This window comes from Paenibacillus sp. FSL K6-2862, assembly GCF_038005125.1.
In the GTDB taxonomy this organism is placed as follows: Bacteria; Bacillota; Bacilli; order Paenibacillales; family Paenibacillaceae; genus Paenibacillus; species Paenibacillus illinoisensis_A.
In genome coordinates this window covers 1,824,441-1,842,450 of sequence record NZ_JBBOSN010000001.1, presented here as the reverse complement: position 1 = coordinate 1,842,450, position 18,010 = coordinate 1,824,441, and the positions used below count along the sequence as shown (strand labels likewise).

General features: G+C 50.0%; 22 protein-coding genes. 1 reads left to right on the top strand and 21 read right to left on the bottom strand.

Annotated features, from left to right (window positions below):
- Positions 1–12: 12 nt before the first annotated feature.
- Positions 13–375, top strand: coding sequence for a DUF423 domain-containing protein (locus tag MHB82_RS08645; protein ID WP_110821130.1), 363 nt, complete (start codon positions 13–15; stop codon positions 373–375).
- 71 nt (positions 376–446) lie between these two features.
- Here MHB82_RS08645 and MHB82_RS08640 read toward each other — a convergent pair whose 3' ends face one another.
- From MHB82_RS08640 to MHB82_RS08540, 21 genes are all read right to left on the bottom strand, one after another.
- The gene (locus tag MHB82_RS08640; protein ID WP_341176612.1) at positions 447–980 is read right to left on the bottom strand and encodes a histidine phosphatase family protein; all 534 of its coding nucleotides are present in this window, start codon (positions 978–980) and stop codon (positions 447–449) included.
- 42 nt (positions 981–1,022) lie between these two features.
- Complete coding sequence (murI, locus tag MHB82_RS08635) at positions 1,023–1,805, bottom strand: glutamate racemase (RefSeq protein WP_341174462.1); 783 nt, start codon at positions 1,803–1,805, stop codon at positions 1,023–1,025.
- 98 nt (positions 1,806–1,903) lie between these two features.
- Positions 1,904–2,290, bottom strand: coding sequence for a hypothetical protein (locus tag MHB82_RS08630; protein ID WP_341174461.1), 387 nt, complete (start codon positions 2,288–2,290; stop codon positions 1,904–1,906).
- Positions 2,291–2,314: 24 nt separating this feature from the next.
- Positions 2,315–2,755, bottom strand: coding sequence for a hypothetical protein (locus MHB82_RS08625; protein ID WP_095359152.1), 441 nt, complete (start codon positions 2,753–2,755; stop codon positions 2,315–2,317).
- Between the two features lie 91 nt (positions 2,756–2,846).
- Positions 2,847–3,542 (bottom strand): GNAT family N-acetyltransferase, encoded by a 696-nt coding sequence (locus MHB82_RS08620; protein ID WP_110821133.1) that lies wholly within the window; start codon positions 3,540–3,542, stop codon positions 2,847–2,849.
- A gap of 1 nt (position 3,543) precedes the next feature.
- On the bottom strand, positions 3,544–3,909 hold the full coding sequence (locus MHB82_RS08615) for a hypothetical protein (protein ID WP_341174460.1): 366 nt from the start codon (positions 3,907–3,909) through the stop codon (positions 3,544–3,546).
- A gap of 110 nt (positions 3,910–4,019) precedes the next feature.
- The gene (locus tag MHB82_RS08610; RefSeq protein WP_341174459.1) at positions 4,020–4,919 is read right to left on the bottom strand and encodes a serine/threonine-protein kinase; all 900 of its coding nucleotides are present in this window, start codon (positions 4,917–4,919) and stop codon (positions 4,020–4,022) included.
- Positions 4,916–5,464, bottom strand: coding sequence for a GNAT family N-acetyltransferase (locus MHB82_RS08605; protein WP_341174458.1), 549 nt, complete (start codon positions 5,462–5,464; stop codon positions 4,916–4,918). The genes MHB82_RS08610 and MHB82_RS08605 overlap by 4 nt, the downstream gene beginning before the upstream one ends.
- Positions 5,461–6,042: a DJ-1/PfpI family protein gene (locus tag MHB82_RS08600; protein ID WP_110821199.1), complete on the bottom strand. Its 582-nt coding sequence runs from the start codon at positions 6,040–6,042 to the stop codon at positions 5,461–5,463. The genes MHB82_RS08605 and MHB82_RS08600 overlap by 4 nt, the downstream gene beginning before the upstream one ends.
- A 116-nt stretch (positions 6,043–6,158) precedes the next feature.
- The gene (locus tag MHB82_RS08595; protein ID WP_341174457.1) at positions 6,159–7,016 is read right to left on the bottom strand and encodes an SDR family oxidoreductase; all 858 of its coding nucleotides are present in this window, start codon (positions 7,014–7,016) and stop codon (positions 6,159–6,161) included.
- A 98-nt stretch (positions 7,017–7,114) separates the two neighbouring features.
- The gene (locus tag MHB82_RS08590) at positions 7,115–8,431 is read right to left on the bottom strand and encodes a F390 synthetase-related protein (protein ID WP_341174456.1); all 1,317 of its coding nucleotides are present in this window, start codon (positions 8,429–8,431) and stop codon (positions 7,115–7,117) included.
- Positions 8,428–9,288, bottom strand: coding sequence for an MBL fold metallo-hydrolase (locus MHB82_RS08585; protein WP_341174455.1), 861 nt, complete (start codon positions 9,286–9,288; stop codon positions 8,428–8,430). Before MHB82_RS08585 ends, MHB82_RS08590 begins: the two co-directional genes overlap by 4 nt.
- Positions 9,282–10,277: an NAD-dependent epimerase/dehydratase family protein gene (locus MHB82_RS08580; RefSeq protein WP_341174454.1), complete on the bottom strand. Its 996-nt coding sequence runs from the start codon at positions 10,275–10,277 to the stop codon at positions 9,282–9,284. Before MHB82_RS08580 ends, MHB82_RS08585 begins: the two co-directional genes overlap by 7 nt.
- Positions 10,274–11,494, bottom strand: coding sequence for an ATP-grasp domain-containing protein (locus MHB82_RS08575; protein ID WP_255247887.1), 1,221 nt, complete (start codon positions 11,492–11,494; stop codon positions 10,274–10,276). Before MHB82_RS08575 ends, MHB82_RS08580 begins: the two co-directional genes overlap by 4 nt.
- A complete protein-coding gene (locus tag MHB82_RS08570; protein WP_341174453.1) occupies positions 11,484–12,485 on the bottom strand; it encodes a beta-ketoacyl-ACP synthase III in 1,002 nt (333 codons plus the stop codon). Before MHB82_RS08570 ends, MHB82_RS08575 begins: the two co-directional genes overlap by 11 nt.
- Before the next feature lie 168 nt (positions 12,486–12,653).
- On the bottom strand, positions 12,654–13,535 hold the full coding sequence (locus MHB82_RS08565; protein ID WP_341174452.1) for a TIGR01777 family oxidoreductase: 882 nt from the start codon (positions 13,533–13,535) through the stop codon (positions 12,654–12,656).
- 78 nt (positions 13,536–13,613) lie between these two features.
- Complete coding sequence (locus tag MHB82_RS08560) at positions 13,614–14,135, bottom strand: hypothetical protein (RefSeq protein WP_341174451.1); 522 nt, start codon at positions 14,133–14,135, stop codon at positions 13,614–13,616.
- 184 nt (positions 14,136–14,319) lie between these two features.
- Entirely contained in the window at positions 14,320–15,051 is a 732-nt protein-coding gene (locus tag MHB82_RS08555; RefSeq protein WP_341174450.1) for a YdcF family protein, read from the bottom strand.
- Positions 15,052–15,232: 181 nt separating this feature from the next.
- Positions 15,233–15,784 carry a nucleotidyltransferase family protein gene (locus MHB82_RS08550; RefSeq protein ID WP_341174449.1) on the bottom strand — a complete coding sequence of 184 codons (552 nt, stop codon included), beginning with the start codon at positions 15,782–15,784 and terminating at the stop codon, positions 15,233–15,235.
- 260 nt (positions 15,785–16,044) lie between these two features.
- Entirely contained in the window at positions 16,045–16,902 is an 858-nt protein-coding gene (locus MHB82_RS08545) for an EamA family transporter (RefSeq protein WP_341174448.1), read from the bottom strand.
- Between the two features lie 41 nt (positions 16,903–16,943).
- On the bottom strand, positions 16,944–17,909 hold the full coding sequence (locus tag MHB82_RS08540) for a metallophosphoesterase family protein (protein WP_095359164.1): 966 nt from the start codon (positions 17,907–17,909) through the stop codon (positions 16,944–16,946).
- Positions 17,910–18,010 lie beyond the last annotated feature (101 nt).

Below are 18,010 nucleotides of genomic sequence, written 5' to 3'. Positions count from 1 at the left end.
AGACAATAGCCTATGCAAACCTTGGTTGTACTCGGTAGTATCATGATGTTTCTCGCCGTAGCTCTCGGAGCATTCGGTGCTCACGCGCTCAAGCGAAAATTATCTGCAGATATGATCAAAATATACGAAACCGGAGTTCAGTACCACATTGCCCACGGTCTCGGATTGATCCTTCTAGGCTTGATTGCGGACCGCCTGGAACAGTCTTCGCTCATTATGGCAGCCGGATGGCTGCTGTTCGCAGGCATCCTCCTATTTTCGGGCAGTCTCTATGCACTAAGCATAACGGGTGTCCGCAAACTTGGTGCGATTACTCCGCTTGGCGGAGTCGCATTCCTTGCCGGATGGGTCATGGTCATCATTGCCGTTCTGTAATACAGAACGGATTGTAAACGAAAAAGAGTGTTCTAGCCGATGTAGATGATCGCTGGAGCACTCTTTGTTGTTTAATCTGTCCATATTCTGCGAATGGAAGGTGGCCCCTGCTCTCCTCGCTGTCGTTCCAGCACATATACATCGGGATTGGTTAGCAGCCTCCACTCTTCATAACCAAAGGACCTTTGATAATGGCGAAGGAGCAGAGATAGTATGTTGCCATGAGTTATAACAGCCACAGATTGCTCCGGGCGACTCCAGCATTCCTCCAGCACTTCCATCCCACGTGCGGTCGCGATGCGTGACGACTCTCCGCCTTCTTCTGCGAAGTTCTCATCCGTATATGTCCGTTCAAGTACTTCCATCCAGTTCTCCAGATGGCGAGTGCTCAGCACTCTTTCCTGAAGACGCTCATCGGTATGTATATGTTGAGATGCAGCTCTGGCGAGCGGGGCTGCCGTCTGGAGCGCTCTTTTCCACGGACTGGAGACAATGTAAGCTATGGAATGAACAGCAAGTTTCTCCGCCAAACGCTCTGCCTGACGAAGACCATCATCTGTAAGTTCTGCATTCGGTTCCTGTCCTGTTGCCTTGGCGTGACGAATGAGGTAGATCGATTGCAGGATTCTCCCCTCCTCTGGTACAGCTCATCCGGACATCGTGTCAAGATACCGAAGAGCAGCCTTCATTTTCTCCTGATCTTCCAATTGTCCTCCTGAACTCAAAAATGTAACCTGCTCCTCCGGTCTGTTCCCATGCTGCTCTGTCAACTCTAGCAAATGCTTCAGACGGTTGACCGTGCCTGCGCTGCCATCAATAATCTGTACATGTTCCGGAAGTACGGTCCGGAGGATATGTGAATAGAACGGATAATGTGTACAACCAAGTACAACCGTACCGTATGAATCCAGATCCAGATCAGCCAGTTTCCGGCGAAAATACGCAGCACTTTTTTCCGGATCAAAATCCAGCTGTTCACACCATTCCACCAGTTCAGGCAGTGGCATGGAATCCACACTGTGATGGTCATCCACGCGGGATACAAGTTCGTTATATTTGCTCTGACTCAAGGTTAATGGCGTTGCAAATACAAGAACTCTCCTCCCGCTTTCACGGTTCATCTCTACAGCCGGCTTCACCGCAGGTTCCATTCCGATGACCGGGATATCATACCTGGCACGCAAATCCTTAACCGCTAGACTTGTCGCCGTGTTGCAGGCAACCACGATTGCTTTTACATGTTCCCGCACGATCGCTTCCGCGCAATCAAAGATATGCCCTCTTACTTCATCGGCAGATTTGGTTCCGTAGGGGACATGAAGCGTATCTGCATAATACAAAAACTGTTCTTCAGGCAGCTGCTGCAAAGCTTCATGCAGGACGGTTAAACCGCCGATGCCCGAGTCAAAAAATGCAATTTTCTTATTCAAGGGTTTCACCTCTATAACGTATTCTTTTGGGTACCAGGTCCAGGAACCTGTATTTCCTGCTCATGATGACTGGAGGTGAGGATTGTTGTTGAGAATTACTATTCTTCACTCATTTTATACTGTCTAAGCCAGTCTTTGCCACTGTTCCACCCGTTCACGGAATTCTGCTCCCCGAGCATCTCCGTACTTGCCTGAGCCATAATCCATTCCCTTAGGCCGTTATCGGAGCTGGACTCCAGTTTCTGTAAAAGAACATCCAGTCCTTCCTGACCGGTGTTCAGGATTAATCCATATGCCTCCGGGTTACCTGCAATATAATCGTTAGGATTACTGCTGCTCATAATTACAGATTCATTAACCATCTCCTGCAGGCTGTGCTCAATCATCCCTGATATACTCTGTTTCTCGGTCTGGACCGAGCACGCTCCCACCACAAATACAATACTCAGGGATACCAGGCTGCGTACCAAATGTTTACGTATCATCGGACCACGCCTTTCAACAAAAGTTTAACGAAACAGGGAGCTGCCATCCATTTCCCAGTATCGCTGCTCCTCTGGCACACGATCCAGGAAATCCACATAGGATCCAATCCAGCCTTGAGGCATGTAATGTTCGAAAGACGCCGGCTCGGGAAACATGGAGCAAAACTGCCTTTGGTCAAAATCCACAAGGAATGACGGTACAAACTTCAACCACTCGTCATCTTCTGGATGATGCTTCCTAAATTCATAGAGACAGTCTTGCAGCTCTGCGGCCGTTACCCGCTCGTCCTGAATGGCATGAAGGAATGCTGCAGCGGTTTCCTCGTTCAGTATTTCGATGCCGAACCGTTCCTCCATCTCCACATTCAAAAACCAGTACTCCCGCTCAGTTACATACCAGCAAAACGTTCCACGAAACTGGACTCCCGTAATGGTATTCTGCGCATATTCAGGTTCTGTCTTCATAATTATACTCCTCCCGGTAAATACGGATATGAGCTTCAATGACATGTTGCAGATCCTTTTGTACATATGTCCGAATCACCGGGTTCACCCTCTATGACGAAGTCGTTATGCTGAAATCCATGCCGTATTGATACAGTCCCAGTTTGCGGGCCACCTGCTGCGAGGAAAGATTGTCCCAGGATGTACTGTAGAGAGGAATGCGTCCGCTCTCTTGCACGTGGTACTGCCAGCATTTGACCGTCTCCACCCCATATCCATGTCCTCGGTACGCAGGAATGGTATGCAGACTCGCTTCTGCGCCCAGCTCCGAAGTTCGGGCAGAGCAGCATACGGCTACGGCGGAATCTCCAATAACATAAGCAACTACAGGTGCTTTTGCATGCAATCGCCCGATGAGATCGGGAAAATGCTCTTCCAGCAAAAACGTATGATGGCGGTCAATAAGCTGCACACGTGAATGCCACTTGTCCCATTTCTCCCGGAAGACAAATGCAGGTCCCATCCATAGATGCTTGACGGGCTTATAAGCCTCGATCATCCCTAGCAGCTTCGGAATGTCAAGCGGAAGCTTCGCTTCAGTCGCCAGCTGATCCGTAAGGTTTGGCGGCAGGTGCTCATGGTAATAAGGCAGAAGTCCAGCAGAAGTCATGCCAATAAACAAGGCAGGCGCATGCCCGCCTTCCGGTTCGTTAATACCAGTCAGACGCTGCTGCATGTTCATCGTATATAAGGTCTGTGCCTGTATTTTCATCAAGTCAGACGGTTCAATATTGAATAGGCGATCCATATTAATTAACCAGCCTTAGTAATAACCGCTCGCCTTCACTTCGTTTATGAACAGACTTTTCCAGAAACTCGGGCAGTTGCCGCAATTCAGCCGGACGATATCCGGGCCCGCAGCCACAACTATGGTAGGTGAATCCGTGGCGATAAAGAATCGCTACCTTCTTCCATTGTTTCAGATCGCTTTGCTTCGGTGCTCTAAAATCTTTTCCCATGCTAACCATCGGTGCCGCACACTGCGGGCATTTAAATTCAAGCCTTTCATACACTTCAGGAACGAGATCATGTCTCGATATTTGCTTAAATGATTTGCGGCAGTCGAAACAGGCATACGTATCTTTGTATGGTCCTGACATGGCATATCTACACAAAGAACTGCACCTCCCTCATTAATTTCCATTATACGGTATATTCCAGGGAGATACGAATGCAAACTGGTCATTCCTAATGGGGAATATACTGAACTGAATTTTTTGATCCATCATTCACCAGTAATACATTCATCCTGTCTTACCGCCAGCTTCCAGGCTTCACCGAGTTCCATCAAGGATGCAAAGCGACGGGCTCGATCAGGATCTACTGCTCGAATTACAACCTGATATAAGGCTCCTCCAGCATTCCACTTGGCATATGAACGATCCTTCTCTCCACCAAGCAGTACGAATGCCGCGGCACCCATGTTGAATACATTAGTTACTCCATCAATGGGAGCACCGAGCTCAAACTCCTCAGGAGACATGAAGCGGGATGAGCCCCACATGCGTCCCATGGTATTGGTAAGTGAACCCTTCTGATACAGGTCGATATCACAAATTTTGATCCTATTTTGTTCAAAATCATAGATCAGACTGCCATCGTAGAAATCAACAGCCACATACCCTTTTCGCTCCACCTCAATATGAAAATTCAAGATCTGCTCCATCGCCTGAATCTGCATCTTAATAGGGAGTTGCCTGAAACGATAATACGGTGAACGCGGATCTTCATATTTCGCTGGAGCCGGAAAATACCATTGGGAATGCAGACATTCTCCATCCACCCAATCAAATACACAGACATAACCCCGTTCCGTTGCAAAATGGTCTCTTAGTCGAATCAGGGCGTCATGCTTCAAATCCTCGTAGACTGAAACAGAAGACATCAAACTTCGGATGGCTTCCTGCGGACTATTGAGTGTATTCGCATGAATGGTACGTGCTCCCGCATATTTTACAAAGAGCCTTGTTCCGTCCTGCTGCATGATACCAAAGGATAGATTTCCGGAATCCTGCTGATCAAATACGCGAAATACCTTGCCCAGTGGCCGCAACCATTCGAAAGAATGGGACTCTTGTAATACGAAGGCATGCCCGTCTACTTCCAGATGAACTGCCTCTGTCATATGGAACTCACAGTTGGATAAACGTATGTCATATGGGCTTCATCATAACCTTGTCCCCCAACTTCAAGAGCATAATTCTCTATGCCATACGTTTCGAATCCGTACTTTTCGTATAACCGTCTGGCTGATTCATTTGTCGTAACCACGCTTAGATTAATTTGCCTGATGCCCTCCAATGTCTCTCCCCGTTTCAATACTTCTCGAAGTAACCTTGAAGCAAGTCCATATCCCCGATATTGCGGAGCCACGTATACACCCCAGATGAATCCTTTGTGCCTGAGTTTGAGGCCGTATTCTCTCTTGAAACCCATCATTCCAACCAGTGTTCCTTCTGCGGTATAAGCTCCAAGGATGTAATCATCGTGCTCGTTATGTATGCGATCCTGCACTTCATTCATGGGAAGCTGAACGGACAACTCGTATGATGCTCCGAAGGACTCCGGATGATTTTTCAGCGCCTCCAGACGCAAAGACCAGTATTGATCCGCTTCATCACGCCGAATATTGCGAATAGTGAACATGCTCTGCTTGATATCTTCGCTCATTCTTCGATCACTCCTTGCATCTCGTAAGGATAGTCGATCTGCCACTTCACATTCTCGGCTGCCTCCCGTCCGGCAAGCAATCCCAGTACGTAAATTCCGAGATCAATTGACGTCGCGACACCACCGGCCGTAATGACATTTCCGTCCTTGACAATCCGGGCCTGGATGACCTCGTCTGCGTACGGCTGCAGTAGATCATACACATTAGGATGAGTCGTAGCCTTCTTACCAGAAAGAAAACCAGCCGCACCGAGCAGCAAAGAGCCCGTACATACCGACACCTTCATCGGAACCTTCTCCGCCTGTTTCAGCCATCCCACGAAAGCCTCATCAAACCGAAGTTTGCGCGTACCCATGCCACCAGGAACAAAAACCATATCGTACTCACCCAAGTCCGGCTTCACTCGATCCACTTGGAGCGTTAATCCGGATTCGTCCGTGACCTGATCAGTCATCGCGCAAGTTTCCCATGTACTACCCTTGGTGGGTTCAAAGAAATTCAGCCGGTTGATCACATCATAAAACCCTGCAAAATCAAGAAAAGTTAAACCATCAAACAAAACAAAAGCAATTTTCAACGTGAAAACCTCCCATGTTTTTATTTCGACGCGTCTCGTTCCATCGCTTCCTTCACCCAATCACGATAACTTCGAACAAGCTCAAGCCCTCCTGACTTAAATTTATAAGGTCTGCCCTATTTCAGAGCACGCGCAATAATCCACTCCAACCACTTCCACGGAAGCAGCGTTTTGCCAACAATGAGCACACGAGATCCTTTGCCGAGTGCATAGCGGAGCCGGGGTGCACGCATCCGTGCAATGCGGGCGATCAGGTCAGCCACTTCCTGCGGATCGGGCGCAGTCTGACCTGCAAGTGCAGAATAACGAAGCACCGCATCCAGTTTTTCTTTATAAGGGGAGTTATCATCGCGGTGAATTTCACCCAGTCCTTTATTCCAAATGGGTGTGCGATACGCTCCCGGCTCAACCAGGACTACCCTTACGCCAAATGAAGCCATTTCATGCCGAAGACTTTCGGTGAAACCCTCCACGGCAAATTTGGAAGCAGCATAAGGCGCATAGCCCGGGAACCCCGACAAACCGCTGACGCTGGAGAGATTGATGATGAGTCCCCGCTTCTGTTCACGCATCACCGGAAGCACCGCACGCGTCACTGCAATGAGACCGAAGAGATTTGTCTCCATTTGCCGCCGCCAATCGTCCATGGTTACTTCCTCAATGAAACCACCAACCGCAAACCCTGCATTGTTTACCAGCATGTCAATTCGCCCATACATCTGAAGCACGGCCGCCACAGCCGCCTGTATCGAATCTGAATCCGTCACATCCAGACACATATAATGCAATCGATCCGCAATGCCTGCTTGTTCTGCCAGCTGGACTAATTGTTCATTCCGGCTCAGATCGCGCATGGTTGCGGCAACCCGGTATCCCTGCTTGGCAAGTGTAATCGCAGTAAGCATGCCGAACCCACTCGAGGTGCCTGTAATTAACGCTACAGGTGCAGTCTCTCCCTTAGTGTTCTGTACCATCTCCCCGTCCACCTTCCTCCATTGAATCGATTAGCTTCTCCATTTCTACCATCACATGACTGAACATAGCGGAATATCCGCTTCACTCAAGTCCAAGTTCAAGCACGCTGTCTCTCCACTCTGCGCAGCTTGGTCATTCCCGGTTCGAATGTATAGGGAACATAATCCGTCTGTGGCACAATACACTCAAGCCGCTCCCCCAGTTTCAGCAGTTGACGCTGCACCTCGGTCTTTACCAGCTCGAGATCATCAATATTCCCCCCAAGTCGAAGAGCGATTTCCAATGATCCGTCCATACGCTGAACGACCCGGTAGTGCTCCAGATCCGAAGAAGCGGCAATGACCGCACGGGTGATGAAGTCCGGAAATACAGGTACTTCCTCGCTTGTATGACGATGTGAAAAATAAAGCGTATCATCACAGCGGCCTTCAATCCGCTCAATGGCAGTAAAGGGAGAGCCGCAGTCGCATGGGACGGCTGCCTCGGTTAGAATGTCATTCAGCCGATAGCGGATTATCGGCTGTGATGTTCTGGAGAAGTCCGTAATAATGGGGACAAATCGCCGGGAAGCAGGATCAATAAACTCTTTTTCGATATGGACAATATCTTCATTCAAATGCAGTGTGCCAAGACGGCAGGTCGCACCCAGAAAACCCTCTGTACATTGGTAGACTTGATGAATGGTTTGACCAAAGACACGCGCCAGCACCTTGCGATCGAGCGGATCCAGGACTTCGGCCACAGAGATGATTTTCTCGGGTGACACGGTCAACGAACCCGCTTGATAAGCATCGGCCAGCATTCTCAGCATGGATGGGGGAGCTACCCACACGGTAGGACGATACTCTTCCATACGCTCGACCAAGGTATGCACGGGTTCCAGCAGATCAAAATATCGAAATTGCAGCTTGCCCCGCTGCACCGACTCATACAGATTACTGTTAGCCCGCAGGAAAAAGGCTATCTTGGCAGGCTTCCACAGCCCACCAGGCAGCAGTTTGGCCAGCACTGTCCCCGTCCAGGCGTCCTGCTCCCGCTCACTCACAAGAAATAATCCCCGGTTCCCCGATGTCCCGGAGGAAAGACCAACCGTAATGCCTTGAACGGACGGCTTAAAATCACGTGTGTCCTCACTTTCACCTGCGAGGGTCATGGCTTCGTTCTTCGAAATCCCGACCGTGTTGAGCTGATCGAAATGCTGCATCATGATCGTTTTATCGATTATTGGAAAGCTCCTCCAGGTGGATGTTTCAGCATCTCCCCACCACTCTCGGTAAAACGGAGACTGTACACGAACTCGCCCGATATGCCGAAGGATCTGACGTTCCTGCCAGTGTTCGAGCTCCTTACGTGATTTCCATTTTCGCAGTCCACGTGCCAATGCATAATGATAGACTATACGCATGGTGCTCATATGTAATTCCCTCCCGTCCCCCACGCATTCAGCGCTTCCAGGCAGTGGCTGGGTACAATCCGAATCTCGGGAAACTGCTGGTGCAGCCGAACGAGCTTGTCAAAATTCATTCTGTATTCGGAGCGATCTGACATGATGATGCCTGCCAGTGCATGCGGTCTGCGCTGTTCACGGAAAGCCCGGCTAGACCAAACCGCATCCGCGCACAGGAAGTAGTCCTGTTCCCCCGTGCTGAGCAGGATGCCCATCATGCCTTCTGCATGACCCGATACCTCTACACCAAGCAGGCTGCCATCACCAAAAAGATCGTATACCTCAGAAAAAGGGAAGTCGTCTCCCGCCTTCGTCCATCTCTCAGATTGTCTCATCACGGGCAAAGAACGGTCTGCAAAATCTCCCGGCAAAAGTCCGGATAGAAACCCGGCTTTCACTGCAGCAACCGGGCCGAGTGGTCGCACGGCCTCATACGCTTGGGGCAGATAGATGAACTGCGCCTCCGGGAAGTCACGCACCCCTGCGATATGGTCGCCGTGAAAATGGGAGAGAATAATGAAACGAATATCCGCCGCTTTTAAACCTAACCGAGCAAGGAATTGTACCGCACTGTCCTCTTCACGATACACCACAGGTGTAATATGTCGATACAACGCATTGGGCAGATGTGCCGTCTCCTTGAAGAAACGGGAGCTGTATCCCGTGTCCAGCAGCATCGGACCATGCACGGGATGAATAATACAGGCAAAGCCTGCAGGAAAGGGCACTGGCCGTAAACTTCCGCCCCGAATGGTCAGAAACTCCGGATGGGTACAGAGGCCTGCCGCCCCCAGATGAAGTTCTACCTTCGTTGTTGTCAGCATGATTCTGCCCTCCACCAATCTGCAAACTGCTGCAGGCCTTCTTCAATGGTTACTCGCGGTGTATATCCTATCCGCTCTCGGGCTTCATGAATATTCAGCGTTTGCGGAATGGCTAACGAACCCACGGTGTATCTGGTTAGCTGCGGTTCGCCAAGCATAGGCAGGAGACGATGCACACTCTCCAGCAGCGATGCTGCTCCATAAGCAGCTCTGTAGGGAATATTTCGGCCATGCAGCGGCATACCCAGTAATTCAAACAGATGACTCACCAGTTCGCGAAACGGCCTCGGGTCGCCATTGGAAATATTGTATGCCCTCCCCAGCGCTGCAGACGGCGCATTCCAGCATAACAGCAGCGCATCCACGACATTATCCACACAGGTGAGATCAATGACAGCCTGGCCGCCGCCAATCATGGGCACACCTGATTTACGGTTAGCTGCAACGATTCTGGGAAAAAGCGTCTGATCATACGGACCGAAGATGGCTCTCGGGCGAATCATGATGGACGGAAGTCCATTCGCATGGGCATGCAATACCACTTGCTCTGCCATTCTTTTGGTCGCTGCATAATGATTCGCTGGTTTGGCTGGCATGGGGTCATCCTCATGAATGTCATACCGGGGTATATAATTAAAATACACACTGGGCGTTGATACGTGGATGAATCGCTGTACCCCCGCTCGCCTGCAACCATCGACCAAATGCTGCGTCGCTTCCACATTGCTGCTGTAAAAGTCCTGGTATTTGCCCCAAGGCGACGATAGCGCCGCACAGTGGAAGACAGCATCCTGATGGGTACATGCCTCGGCTGCTACTGACTTGTCACGCAGGTCACCTTGATAAAATTGAATACCATGGGCTTCCAGCTGCATACCATATTCTTTTTTTCGGCCCATGCCCGTCACTTTCCAGCCCTGTTCTGCAAGCCTTAGCGCCAGATGTCTGCCCAAACAGCCTGTTGCTCCTGTAACCAATGCTCTATTCATGGTTGTTCACCGTTCCATTCTATGTCGTGAGTCAATGCTTCAGTCAGAGATAGCTTGTACTTGCGTGCAAGACGCCAGGCGGATAGCACAACGGCCACTTGTTCCAGCATGGGGCGTCTATCATTCTGAATGTGTACGACATCTCTAGTACCTCGCCAGGCAGTCATCCATGCTCGCCACTTATCCCGTCGTCCCATCTGCTGCAATCCGCTGCCCAGCATCGGCAGCATGAGCATGGCCCTGCTGTGCTGCTTGGGCGTTATCAGGATACCTTCCTTCACCAGCGACTCAGGCGCAGTGATGGCTCGTACCAATTCATCTCCTGGGTAGAAGAGATGGATTCCACTCGTAGCCCTGGGATTACACTCAATTGCAACCACCCGGCCCTCCGTTCCTTCAATAAAATCAAAACCAATCTGACCACTAAATCCGGTAGCCTCTACAAATTGCTGAACCCACTCATATGTACCCTCGTGTTCCACGTGTTCGAAATAGACACTAGCCCCGACACTGCCTGTGCGATAGCGGCTGTCATACGTGGTATGAGCCACCATGTTCCCTTCATGCGCAACGCTGTATGTGCACAATGCTCGCCCAGAAACGTAAGCCTGAGCTACCCAGGGGAGTGCTGATGATATTTCTGCCTCACTCGGAGGAACGTTCCGTGAGCCCGGCATGCGAACTCTGGCGGCAAATCGGGAATATACCGGCTTCCATACCCACTTCCGGTCCGTTTCCAGAACCGATTGGGTTTGAATCCATTCTTCACGGCTGCGAACCAAACGCGTATCCGGTACAGCAAGGCCCATAGATTGCGCAAGCTGGATAAAATGAAACTTGTGATGCAGCTTATGCAGCTGCTCCAGTGGAGAAACAAGAACGTGGCAATACGGACGCAATCTCTCTGCTCCCTGCGCAATATAGAACACTTCTTCACACATCGGAAGTAGCAGGTCGATCTGCGATGCTTGAATAATCCGTTCGAGCTCAGACAGATATTGCGCCGTTTCATGACGCGGGGATGGTACAACAAAACATTGCTCCACTGCACCGGACAATCTGCATAGATGACGTGATGCACTCTCCGCAACATACACACGATAACCTGCTCGCTTGAGCATGCGTGCCAGATCTAGTGTAACGGGAGCACGCCCCCCAGTGAGTAATACATTTCGGATTGCAGCAGCGTCATTCGATTCTCTCAATCTAGTAATCAAAAATAAGTCCTCCCAATGACAATCCAGCGGCGGTTCCGATCAGGAGCACCCGATCACCTCGCCGAATACGCTGCTGCTTGATCGCCTCATGCAGTCCCATGGGAATGGATGCGGCAATGGTATTCCCATGGTTTCGTGTAATGTCCATAAAGCGGTCTTCGGAAATATTTAATTTTTTGCGGATCAATCTCATGGCCATGGCACTGCCCTGATGCGGAATGACCAGCTTAAAATCTTCCACCCGGTTTCCGGAGGCCTTCAGCATATCGTCCATGAATCCGGGAAGAAGCCTGGAAGCCATCCGGAAGATCGCCTGCCCATCCATGTGAAAAAGGTAAGGCTCTGGCTGATCGGCCACATAATTGGAGGCATGCAGCCGTGTCCCCCCACCAGCAATTTCCGAGAATCTCGCCCCTCGGCTGTAGGTCTTCAGGGAAGCATGCACAATCCGGGAAGATTGCCCTTCTTCGGAACGTTCGATAATGACCGCAGCGGCTCCATCGCCAAAGAGAGCTGCACTCTCCTTATCCGACCAATTCAAACCTGCAGAGGCAATCTCTGTTGCTACGAGCAGTACCCGGCGATAACGACCCGCATCCACCATATAGGAAATGACGTCCAGACCGTTTAGGAAACTCAAACAGGTTGCATCCATATCGAATGCCGGTATGCCTGATTCCTGTTCTCCCATGGCTTGTTGAATGAATACCGCTGTACTTGGCAAAGGCTGCTCCTTCGTACCGCTGGTGCACACCAGACAGTCGATGTCGGCAAATCGCAGTCCTGCGTCGGCAAGCGCAGCTTCTGCAGCCCTCGCCCCCATGAACGAAGACGTTTCCTGACCGGAAGCATAATGGCGAACACCTACGCCCGTGGCTTTGGACACCCAACCTGCCGGCACATTCAAGCGGATATCCAGCTCCTCGTCCGTTACCTTTCGCTCCGGCAGATACTTGCCCGTTCCGGCAATTCTCACTCTTCTAAGTTGCATTTCCCCAACCTCTTTCTGTTTCATCTGACTGATCAAATGACTTTTACTCTGCACCAGAGATCCCGAAACGCCAGCAGACCCGAATCTCCAGAACATACACCAGAAGGGCAGATCATCTGCCCTTCCGAATGAAACATTATATTCAATATTGTTATTCCGTAATTCACACTATTTCAGAATCTCATCTAGTGCAGTGTCGAGCGTATCGTATATAAACGTGAACCCTTCCTGCTCTATCCGCTCTGGGATAACCCAGCGGCTTTTGAGGACCAGCTCCGTTTCGGTCCGAATAAATCGCGCTCCTACTTCAAGCATCCAGCGAGGAGAAGGAAGCCCAATGCGGACGCCCATATGACGTCTCAGGCTCTCCATCAGTTGGCGATTGGTAACCGGATGCGGAGATGAAGCATTAAACACCCCTTCAAGTGCTGGATGCTGCTGAAGATAAAGGACCATGCGAAACAAATCTTCAATATGAATCCAGCTGAACTGCTGTGTTCCGGGTCCCTGTGACCCACCCAAGCCAAAACGCACCAGATTTGTAAGCGGCTCCATGACGCCGCCTTTGCCAAGCACAATCGCAATTCGCAAGGCAATCTGGCGGGTAGAAGGCAGACTGAATTCGAAGAAAGCCTGTTCCCACGCCTTGGCAACATCCACCGAGAATCCGGAGCCAATCTCACCTTCTTTTTCTGTCATGGGGCGATCTTCTGCATGTCTGTAGATCGTGGCCGTACTTGAATTGATCCATAGTTTAGGCGGATGTTCACATTCAAGGATAGACTCGCCAAGAATACGTGTCGTGCTGGTCCTGGATTCTAGGATAATCCTGCGATTCTCGTCGGTGTAACGACAGTTTACAGATTTCCCGGCCAGATTAATCAACATTTCGGCACCTTCAAGTGCTTGCCTGATACCATCGGAGTCCTTCCAGGCTATATGACCTGGCTGACGTGAGATGATGAGCACCTCATATCCAAGTTTCCTGAATCTTTGTGCAAAATCCTGACCGACAAATCCCGTACCTCCGGCCAATACAACCTTCTTCACGTGATCCCCTCATTTCCATAAGGATAAGACAATCCCTCATATATGGATAAACACGGTTACTGCACGTTTCGTTCGATGTTATCTGGCACCCATGGCTGCATACAGCCGATCCCGCTCTTGAATAGCCCAGGTGTTTGACGGATTCTGCTCCAGCTGATAACGGAGTTCATCATAGAAATCATGAATCATAAATCCTTCAGGCAGTGTCCCAAGCATGCTTACAAAATCATACTCCGGCAGGGCCCTCTGTCCTTCCCCAACCTGCTTCAGCCAGGTCATCCACGAGACAAGATCAAGCACTTCTTCCTGCCACAGTTCTGCCTGTAATCCCAGGGCATCCTGGAGCTGCTCATAGACAGCCGGATCAGGGAACTGGCGACAGGCCTTAACAGCCAGGTCATACAGTTCCATTAGAGCAGGCCGAACTTCATGCTTGACGTCCATGTCCAAGCCTTCCGTGAAATCCTCAACCCGGATGCTTGAGCCGTCATCATATAATAATGGTGCTTGTGCAAGCAGGCGTACAATTTCTTCCATGTCGTTCGTTGAAATCTTCTTTTGCTCATAGAGAGCAGGTAACAAATAAGTGGTAATCGTCATTCACTCCTACATCGTTCATCTATTAATGACGTATATTATAACATGATTTGGCTGAGTATCCTTGAATTCACTTGAACAACGACAAAAAAGCAGTCAAGCCAGAATCCATTCTGCTCAACTGCTTTTTGCACCATGTTATGAATTTGAACCTCATGAAACTTTTAAATGAATAGAGAAGATAACTCTACATAAAAGCCTTGACCACCGCAAAATACTCACGGATCATGTTGATCGGTTTCAGGTATCCCGGAGACGGGGCAGAAATGCCGTATTCGGCAGCGTAGCCATTTTTGGCAGCCAAGTACTTGGAACGGAACATATGGTAGTCACTGGTGACAATCATGATCTCGGGGTGCTCCAGCCCCGCTTCGTCTATGATTTTTTTGGAAAAGGCCATATTCTCCTGCGTGCTGGTTGACTTGTCTTCCATAATTACCTGGGCTGGCGTAATCCCCTGTTCCACAAGATAACTTTTCATGGCGAGTGCTTCTGGTATAGACTCCCCTGGCCCCTGGCCTCCGGATACAATAACCGGCGTCTGCGGGTGGTTGCGGATATAGTCCAGACTGGCATCCAGCCTCTGCTTCAGCGTCAGTGATAACTCTGTGCCTTTGATGCCTGACCCCAGGATAATGACATAATCCGCCTGCTCCGGATCATTCGCATTCAGCTGTGTAAATACCAGTGCTTCAATAATGACAAAGGAAACGGCACCAATACCGAACACCGTTAACAAAATACGCTTAAGCACCACGTGCTTCTGGTAGTCAATCCGTCGTAGTATGATAAAAGCCACCGTAAGCAGCCCAAACAACATCACCGCGAAATTTCGGCCCCAGAGTATCAGAAAAACGATAAAACAGGCTACCAAAACAAGATCAATGATCATGCCTTTATCTTGAATAAACTTTTTCATTAACCGGGTAACACTCCTTCTTAAACCTGCACCGCTCGGTTCTCTACGGATCCCATAACCAGGCTGTTGTATACCAAATAAACAAATGATATGAATGTTCGTTACGACCCAAATCTGCCACCAGGCTCCATGGATCGTATGTGAGCAGGTTCGCTAGGAGGTCCATTACGACCCCAGAAACTCATCCCTTCACAATCGTGAGCTTTGGCCATTGCTCCTGCCAGCGCTTCTTCTCTACACGCCGGTTGTACTCCATGACATTCTCGTATAATGGACTGCGGCGAACAGTTAACGCATACAGGTCATCTAATCCATGCGGGGCACAGAACCCAATCTGGTCCTGTTCATCCAGCTGAACGCCTATGGCCGTTACGATCTCAGGCCAGTATCGCAGGGCATCTTCTGTAGACTGATAAGGCACTGTGCCATTGCGCAGATGCATTCTCGCCTGGTTTTTCACGGACCACTTGGGATTGCCTGTCGTCTCCCGCAGCTGCTGCTCCAGTTGTACATCGCGCCCTTCATTCAGGTCTTCGGGATCGAAGTATACCACATCAATATCGCTGTGCAGTTCGCGCCGAGTATATCCATGGAGAAGATCCCAAATGTAATTACGAATATACCCCGCACCGATGTAACACTGAGGCAGCTCCAGGCTCCGAACCTGCCGCAAATCAAGCATTAATTTCTCATGTGCCTTAATGGACTGGATGAATCTCTCCTCAAGCAGCACCTGATCCTCTCCTTACTTCTTTGCTCTTTAGGTTCTATTTGACTCTACCTCTTTGAACTCGTCTGACTCCAATATACCATGCTTAAGTACCTTCGATAAAATAGACAAATCCCCTCAGCCCATACCTGGAAGATCATCTTGGACAGATGCTCCTTAAGGTATGTCTCCACTGAGGGGATTTGAAAGGTTTATTTGGAAGCTTCAGAAGCCCGGAACAGCAGCAAGGACATACACCATGTATCCATGACCTGGAAATGGAATCATCCCCACATGCCGATCAGCAGGATTCCACCAAAAATGATGATGGAGCAGAGAATTCGCTTTTTCCCCTGCTGCTCTTTTAACAATAAAATGCCGAGGAACGCCGCAAATACCGTTCCCACTTCACGCAAAGGGCCCAATTTCGCCATGGGAGCCTGCTCCAAAGCAAACAGGAATAACAGGTACGAACCTGGGTTCAAAAGTGCCCCAAGCATAATGGTGGATCGGTTCACTTTCCACTCCTGGCGTAGTTGCCGGGAAGCCAGGAGCGCCGGTGTCAGTCCGGCAACAAATCCGATGTTCGTCACCTCAAGCAACGATAAGGGCGAGATATGCTGCAGGTTTAATTTGTCCACAAATACATAACTGGTCGTGCATAGTCCCACACATAAAGCCATCAGTACTGGCTTCAATCCCTGTGTCCGTGAGCCCTGCTTGGCATCTTTTCCTCCTACCCCGCTTAGTACCAGAAATCCACCGAGCATGCAGGCAATCCCGATCCATCCGAACGAAGACAGGGTTTCTCCCAGGAAAAAGACACCGATCAGAGGCACCAGCAAGGTACTCGTTCCCCGCATAATCGGATAAATCTGAGACAAGTCACCAAGCTCGTAGGTTTGGGATAACAGCCAGGAATATAACGCTTGCAGAGCCATCGACAAAACCAACAGGGCATAAGCTGGCATGGTTAAGGGTTCACGTACCAACTCCACAATGAGTACAGGCAGCAGGATGACGGTAGGAATCATCATAATGGACCACAGAAACACACTTTTATTCAAACTTCGTTTGGTGAACATGCTCCAGACGGCATGAGCCATTCCGGATGCGAGCACCAGAAATATCGGTAAAATCATACGTTATTAATTCCTCTCTAATCGCCTTGCTCTAATGAACTCTATTTCGCTGAAGTGCTCTCAGGTTGATGTTCCGACTGTTCCATGACAAGTGATCCGTCTTCAAGACGAATCCAGGTATCGAAGCTGCGCTGACCTGCCTGCAGCTGAATGACCCTTCCTCCGCGCAGCATACCTTCTCTTCCATAGGTATTGTGCCCGCTCGAGCGCCCGTAACAGAGACGAATGCCGTGTAGTTCGCCGTGAAAATCATTCACGTGATCATGTCCGCAGAACGTCCCCATCACATCTCCCATCTCCAGCAGCGCCGAGAACAGACCGGAGTTGACTTGTGCAGCACAGACCGGTTCGTGCTTGCTGCCGTAACATGTCTGAGTGTCCCACATCACTTGATATTCCGGAATCGGGATATGGAAAAACGCCAAGGCTGGAAGCTTCTCCCCGCGGCTGCGGCCGGGATTCACGCGTGTGGATTCAGACATCAGCCACTGGATCTGATTGGGCTGAACCCAGCCATAACCGGGGATCTCCGGGAACGAAGAATAGCTTCCCGAATCAAGAAAATACAACACGGCTGCGGGAGTGCCATCCACTCCTGCAATCTCAAGTGTGTAATTGCCCAGGCCTGCAATTTCTCCCGGACCCGGTTCCGTTACCGTATGGTGATGCTCCTGAATGACATCCATCAGACCAGCCGGTGTAATCCGATTTTCGGTATCATGATTACCATACACAAATGCCCACGGAATCCCACATTCCTCCACAACAGATACGGCTTCGCGGAAGGCCTGTTCTGGATACTCGCACGCCTTTTTCCCTGGATCAACGGGTCCTGTGTAGATTACATCTCCCGTAAATACAACCAGGTTCGGCTGCTCTGTTTCGATGACCGTTTTCATCAACTGACGGGTACGCAAGTCTTCAGGCCGACCATCTTTCCAATGCAGATCCGTGAACTGAACAATTTTGAACGTTTCATCCGCTTGAAATGCAAGCTGACGTCTCATATCGGTTCCCCCTAATGGTTCGTTATGTACATACACCACATCTCTGTGGTTTTTTGTGGTTTCATGTTGATTGTTTGATCCGATCTTATCTCCACCTCTTC

Coding starts and splice junctions, on each gene's coding strand:
- MHB82_RS08545 (WP_341174448.1), bottom strand. CDS start 16,902: ATGATTTTACCGATATTTCTGGTGCTCGCATCCGGAATGGCTCATGCC.
- MHB82_RS08555 (WP_341174450.1), bottom strand. CDS start 15,051: ATGAAAAAGTTTATTCAAGATAAAGGCATGATCATTGATCTTGTTTTG.
- MHB82_RS08585 (WP_341174455.1), bottom strand. CDS start 9,288: ATGCTGACAACAACGAAGGTAGAACTTCATCTGGGGGCGGCAGGCCTC.
- MHB82_RS08570 (WP_341174453.1), bottom strand. CDS start 12,485: ATGCAACTTAGAAGAGTGAGAATTGCCGGAACGGGCAAGTATCTGCCG.
- MHB82_RS08540 (WP_095359164.1), bottom strand. CDS start 17,909: ATGAGACGTCAGCTTGCATTTCAAGCGGATGAAACGTTCAAAATTGTT.
- MHB82_RS08560 (WP_341174451.1), bottom strand. CDS start 14,135: ATGACGATTACCACTTATTTGTTACCTGCTCTCTATGAGCAAAAGAAG.
- MHB82_RS08645 (WP_110821130.1), top strand. CDS start 13: ATGCAAACCTTGGTTGTACTCGGTAGTATCATGATGTTTCTCGCCGTA.
- MHB82_RS08580 (WP_341174454.1), bottom strand. CDS start 10,277: ATGAATAGAGCATTGGTTACAGGAGCAACAGGCTGTTTGGGCAGACAT.
- MHB82_RS08605 (WP_341174458.1), bottom strand. CDS start 5,464: ATGAGCGAAGATATCAAGCAGAGCATGTTCACTATTCGCAATATTCGG.
- MHB82_RS08620 (WP_110821133.1), bottom strand. CDS start 3,542: ATGGATCGCCTATTCAATATTGAACCGTCTGACTTGATGAAAATACAG.
- MHB82_RS08595 (WP_341174457.1), bottom strand. CDS start 7,016: ATGGTACAGAACACTAAGGGAGAGACTGCACCTGTAGCGTTAATTACA.
- MHB82_RS08625 (WP_095359152.1), bottom strand. CDS start 2,755: ATGAAGACAGAACCTGAATATGCGCAGAATACCATTACGGGAGTCCAG.
- MHB82_RS08590 (WP_341174456.1), bottom strand. CDS start 8,431: ATGAGCACCATGCGTATAGTCTATCATTATGCATTGGCACGTGGACTG.
- MHB82_RS08630 (WP_341174461.1), bottom strand. CDS start 2,290: ATGATACGTAAACATTTGGTACGCAGCCTGGTATCCCTGAGTATTGTA.
- MHB82_RS08610 (WP_341174459.1), bottom strand. CDS start 4,919: ATGACAGAGGCAGTTCATCTGGAAGTAGACGGGCATGCCTTCGTATTA.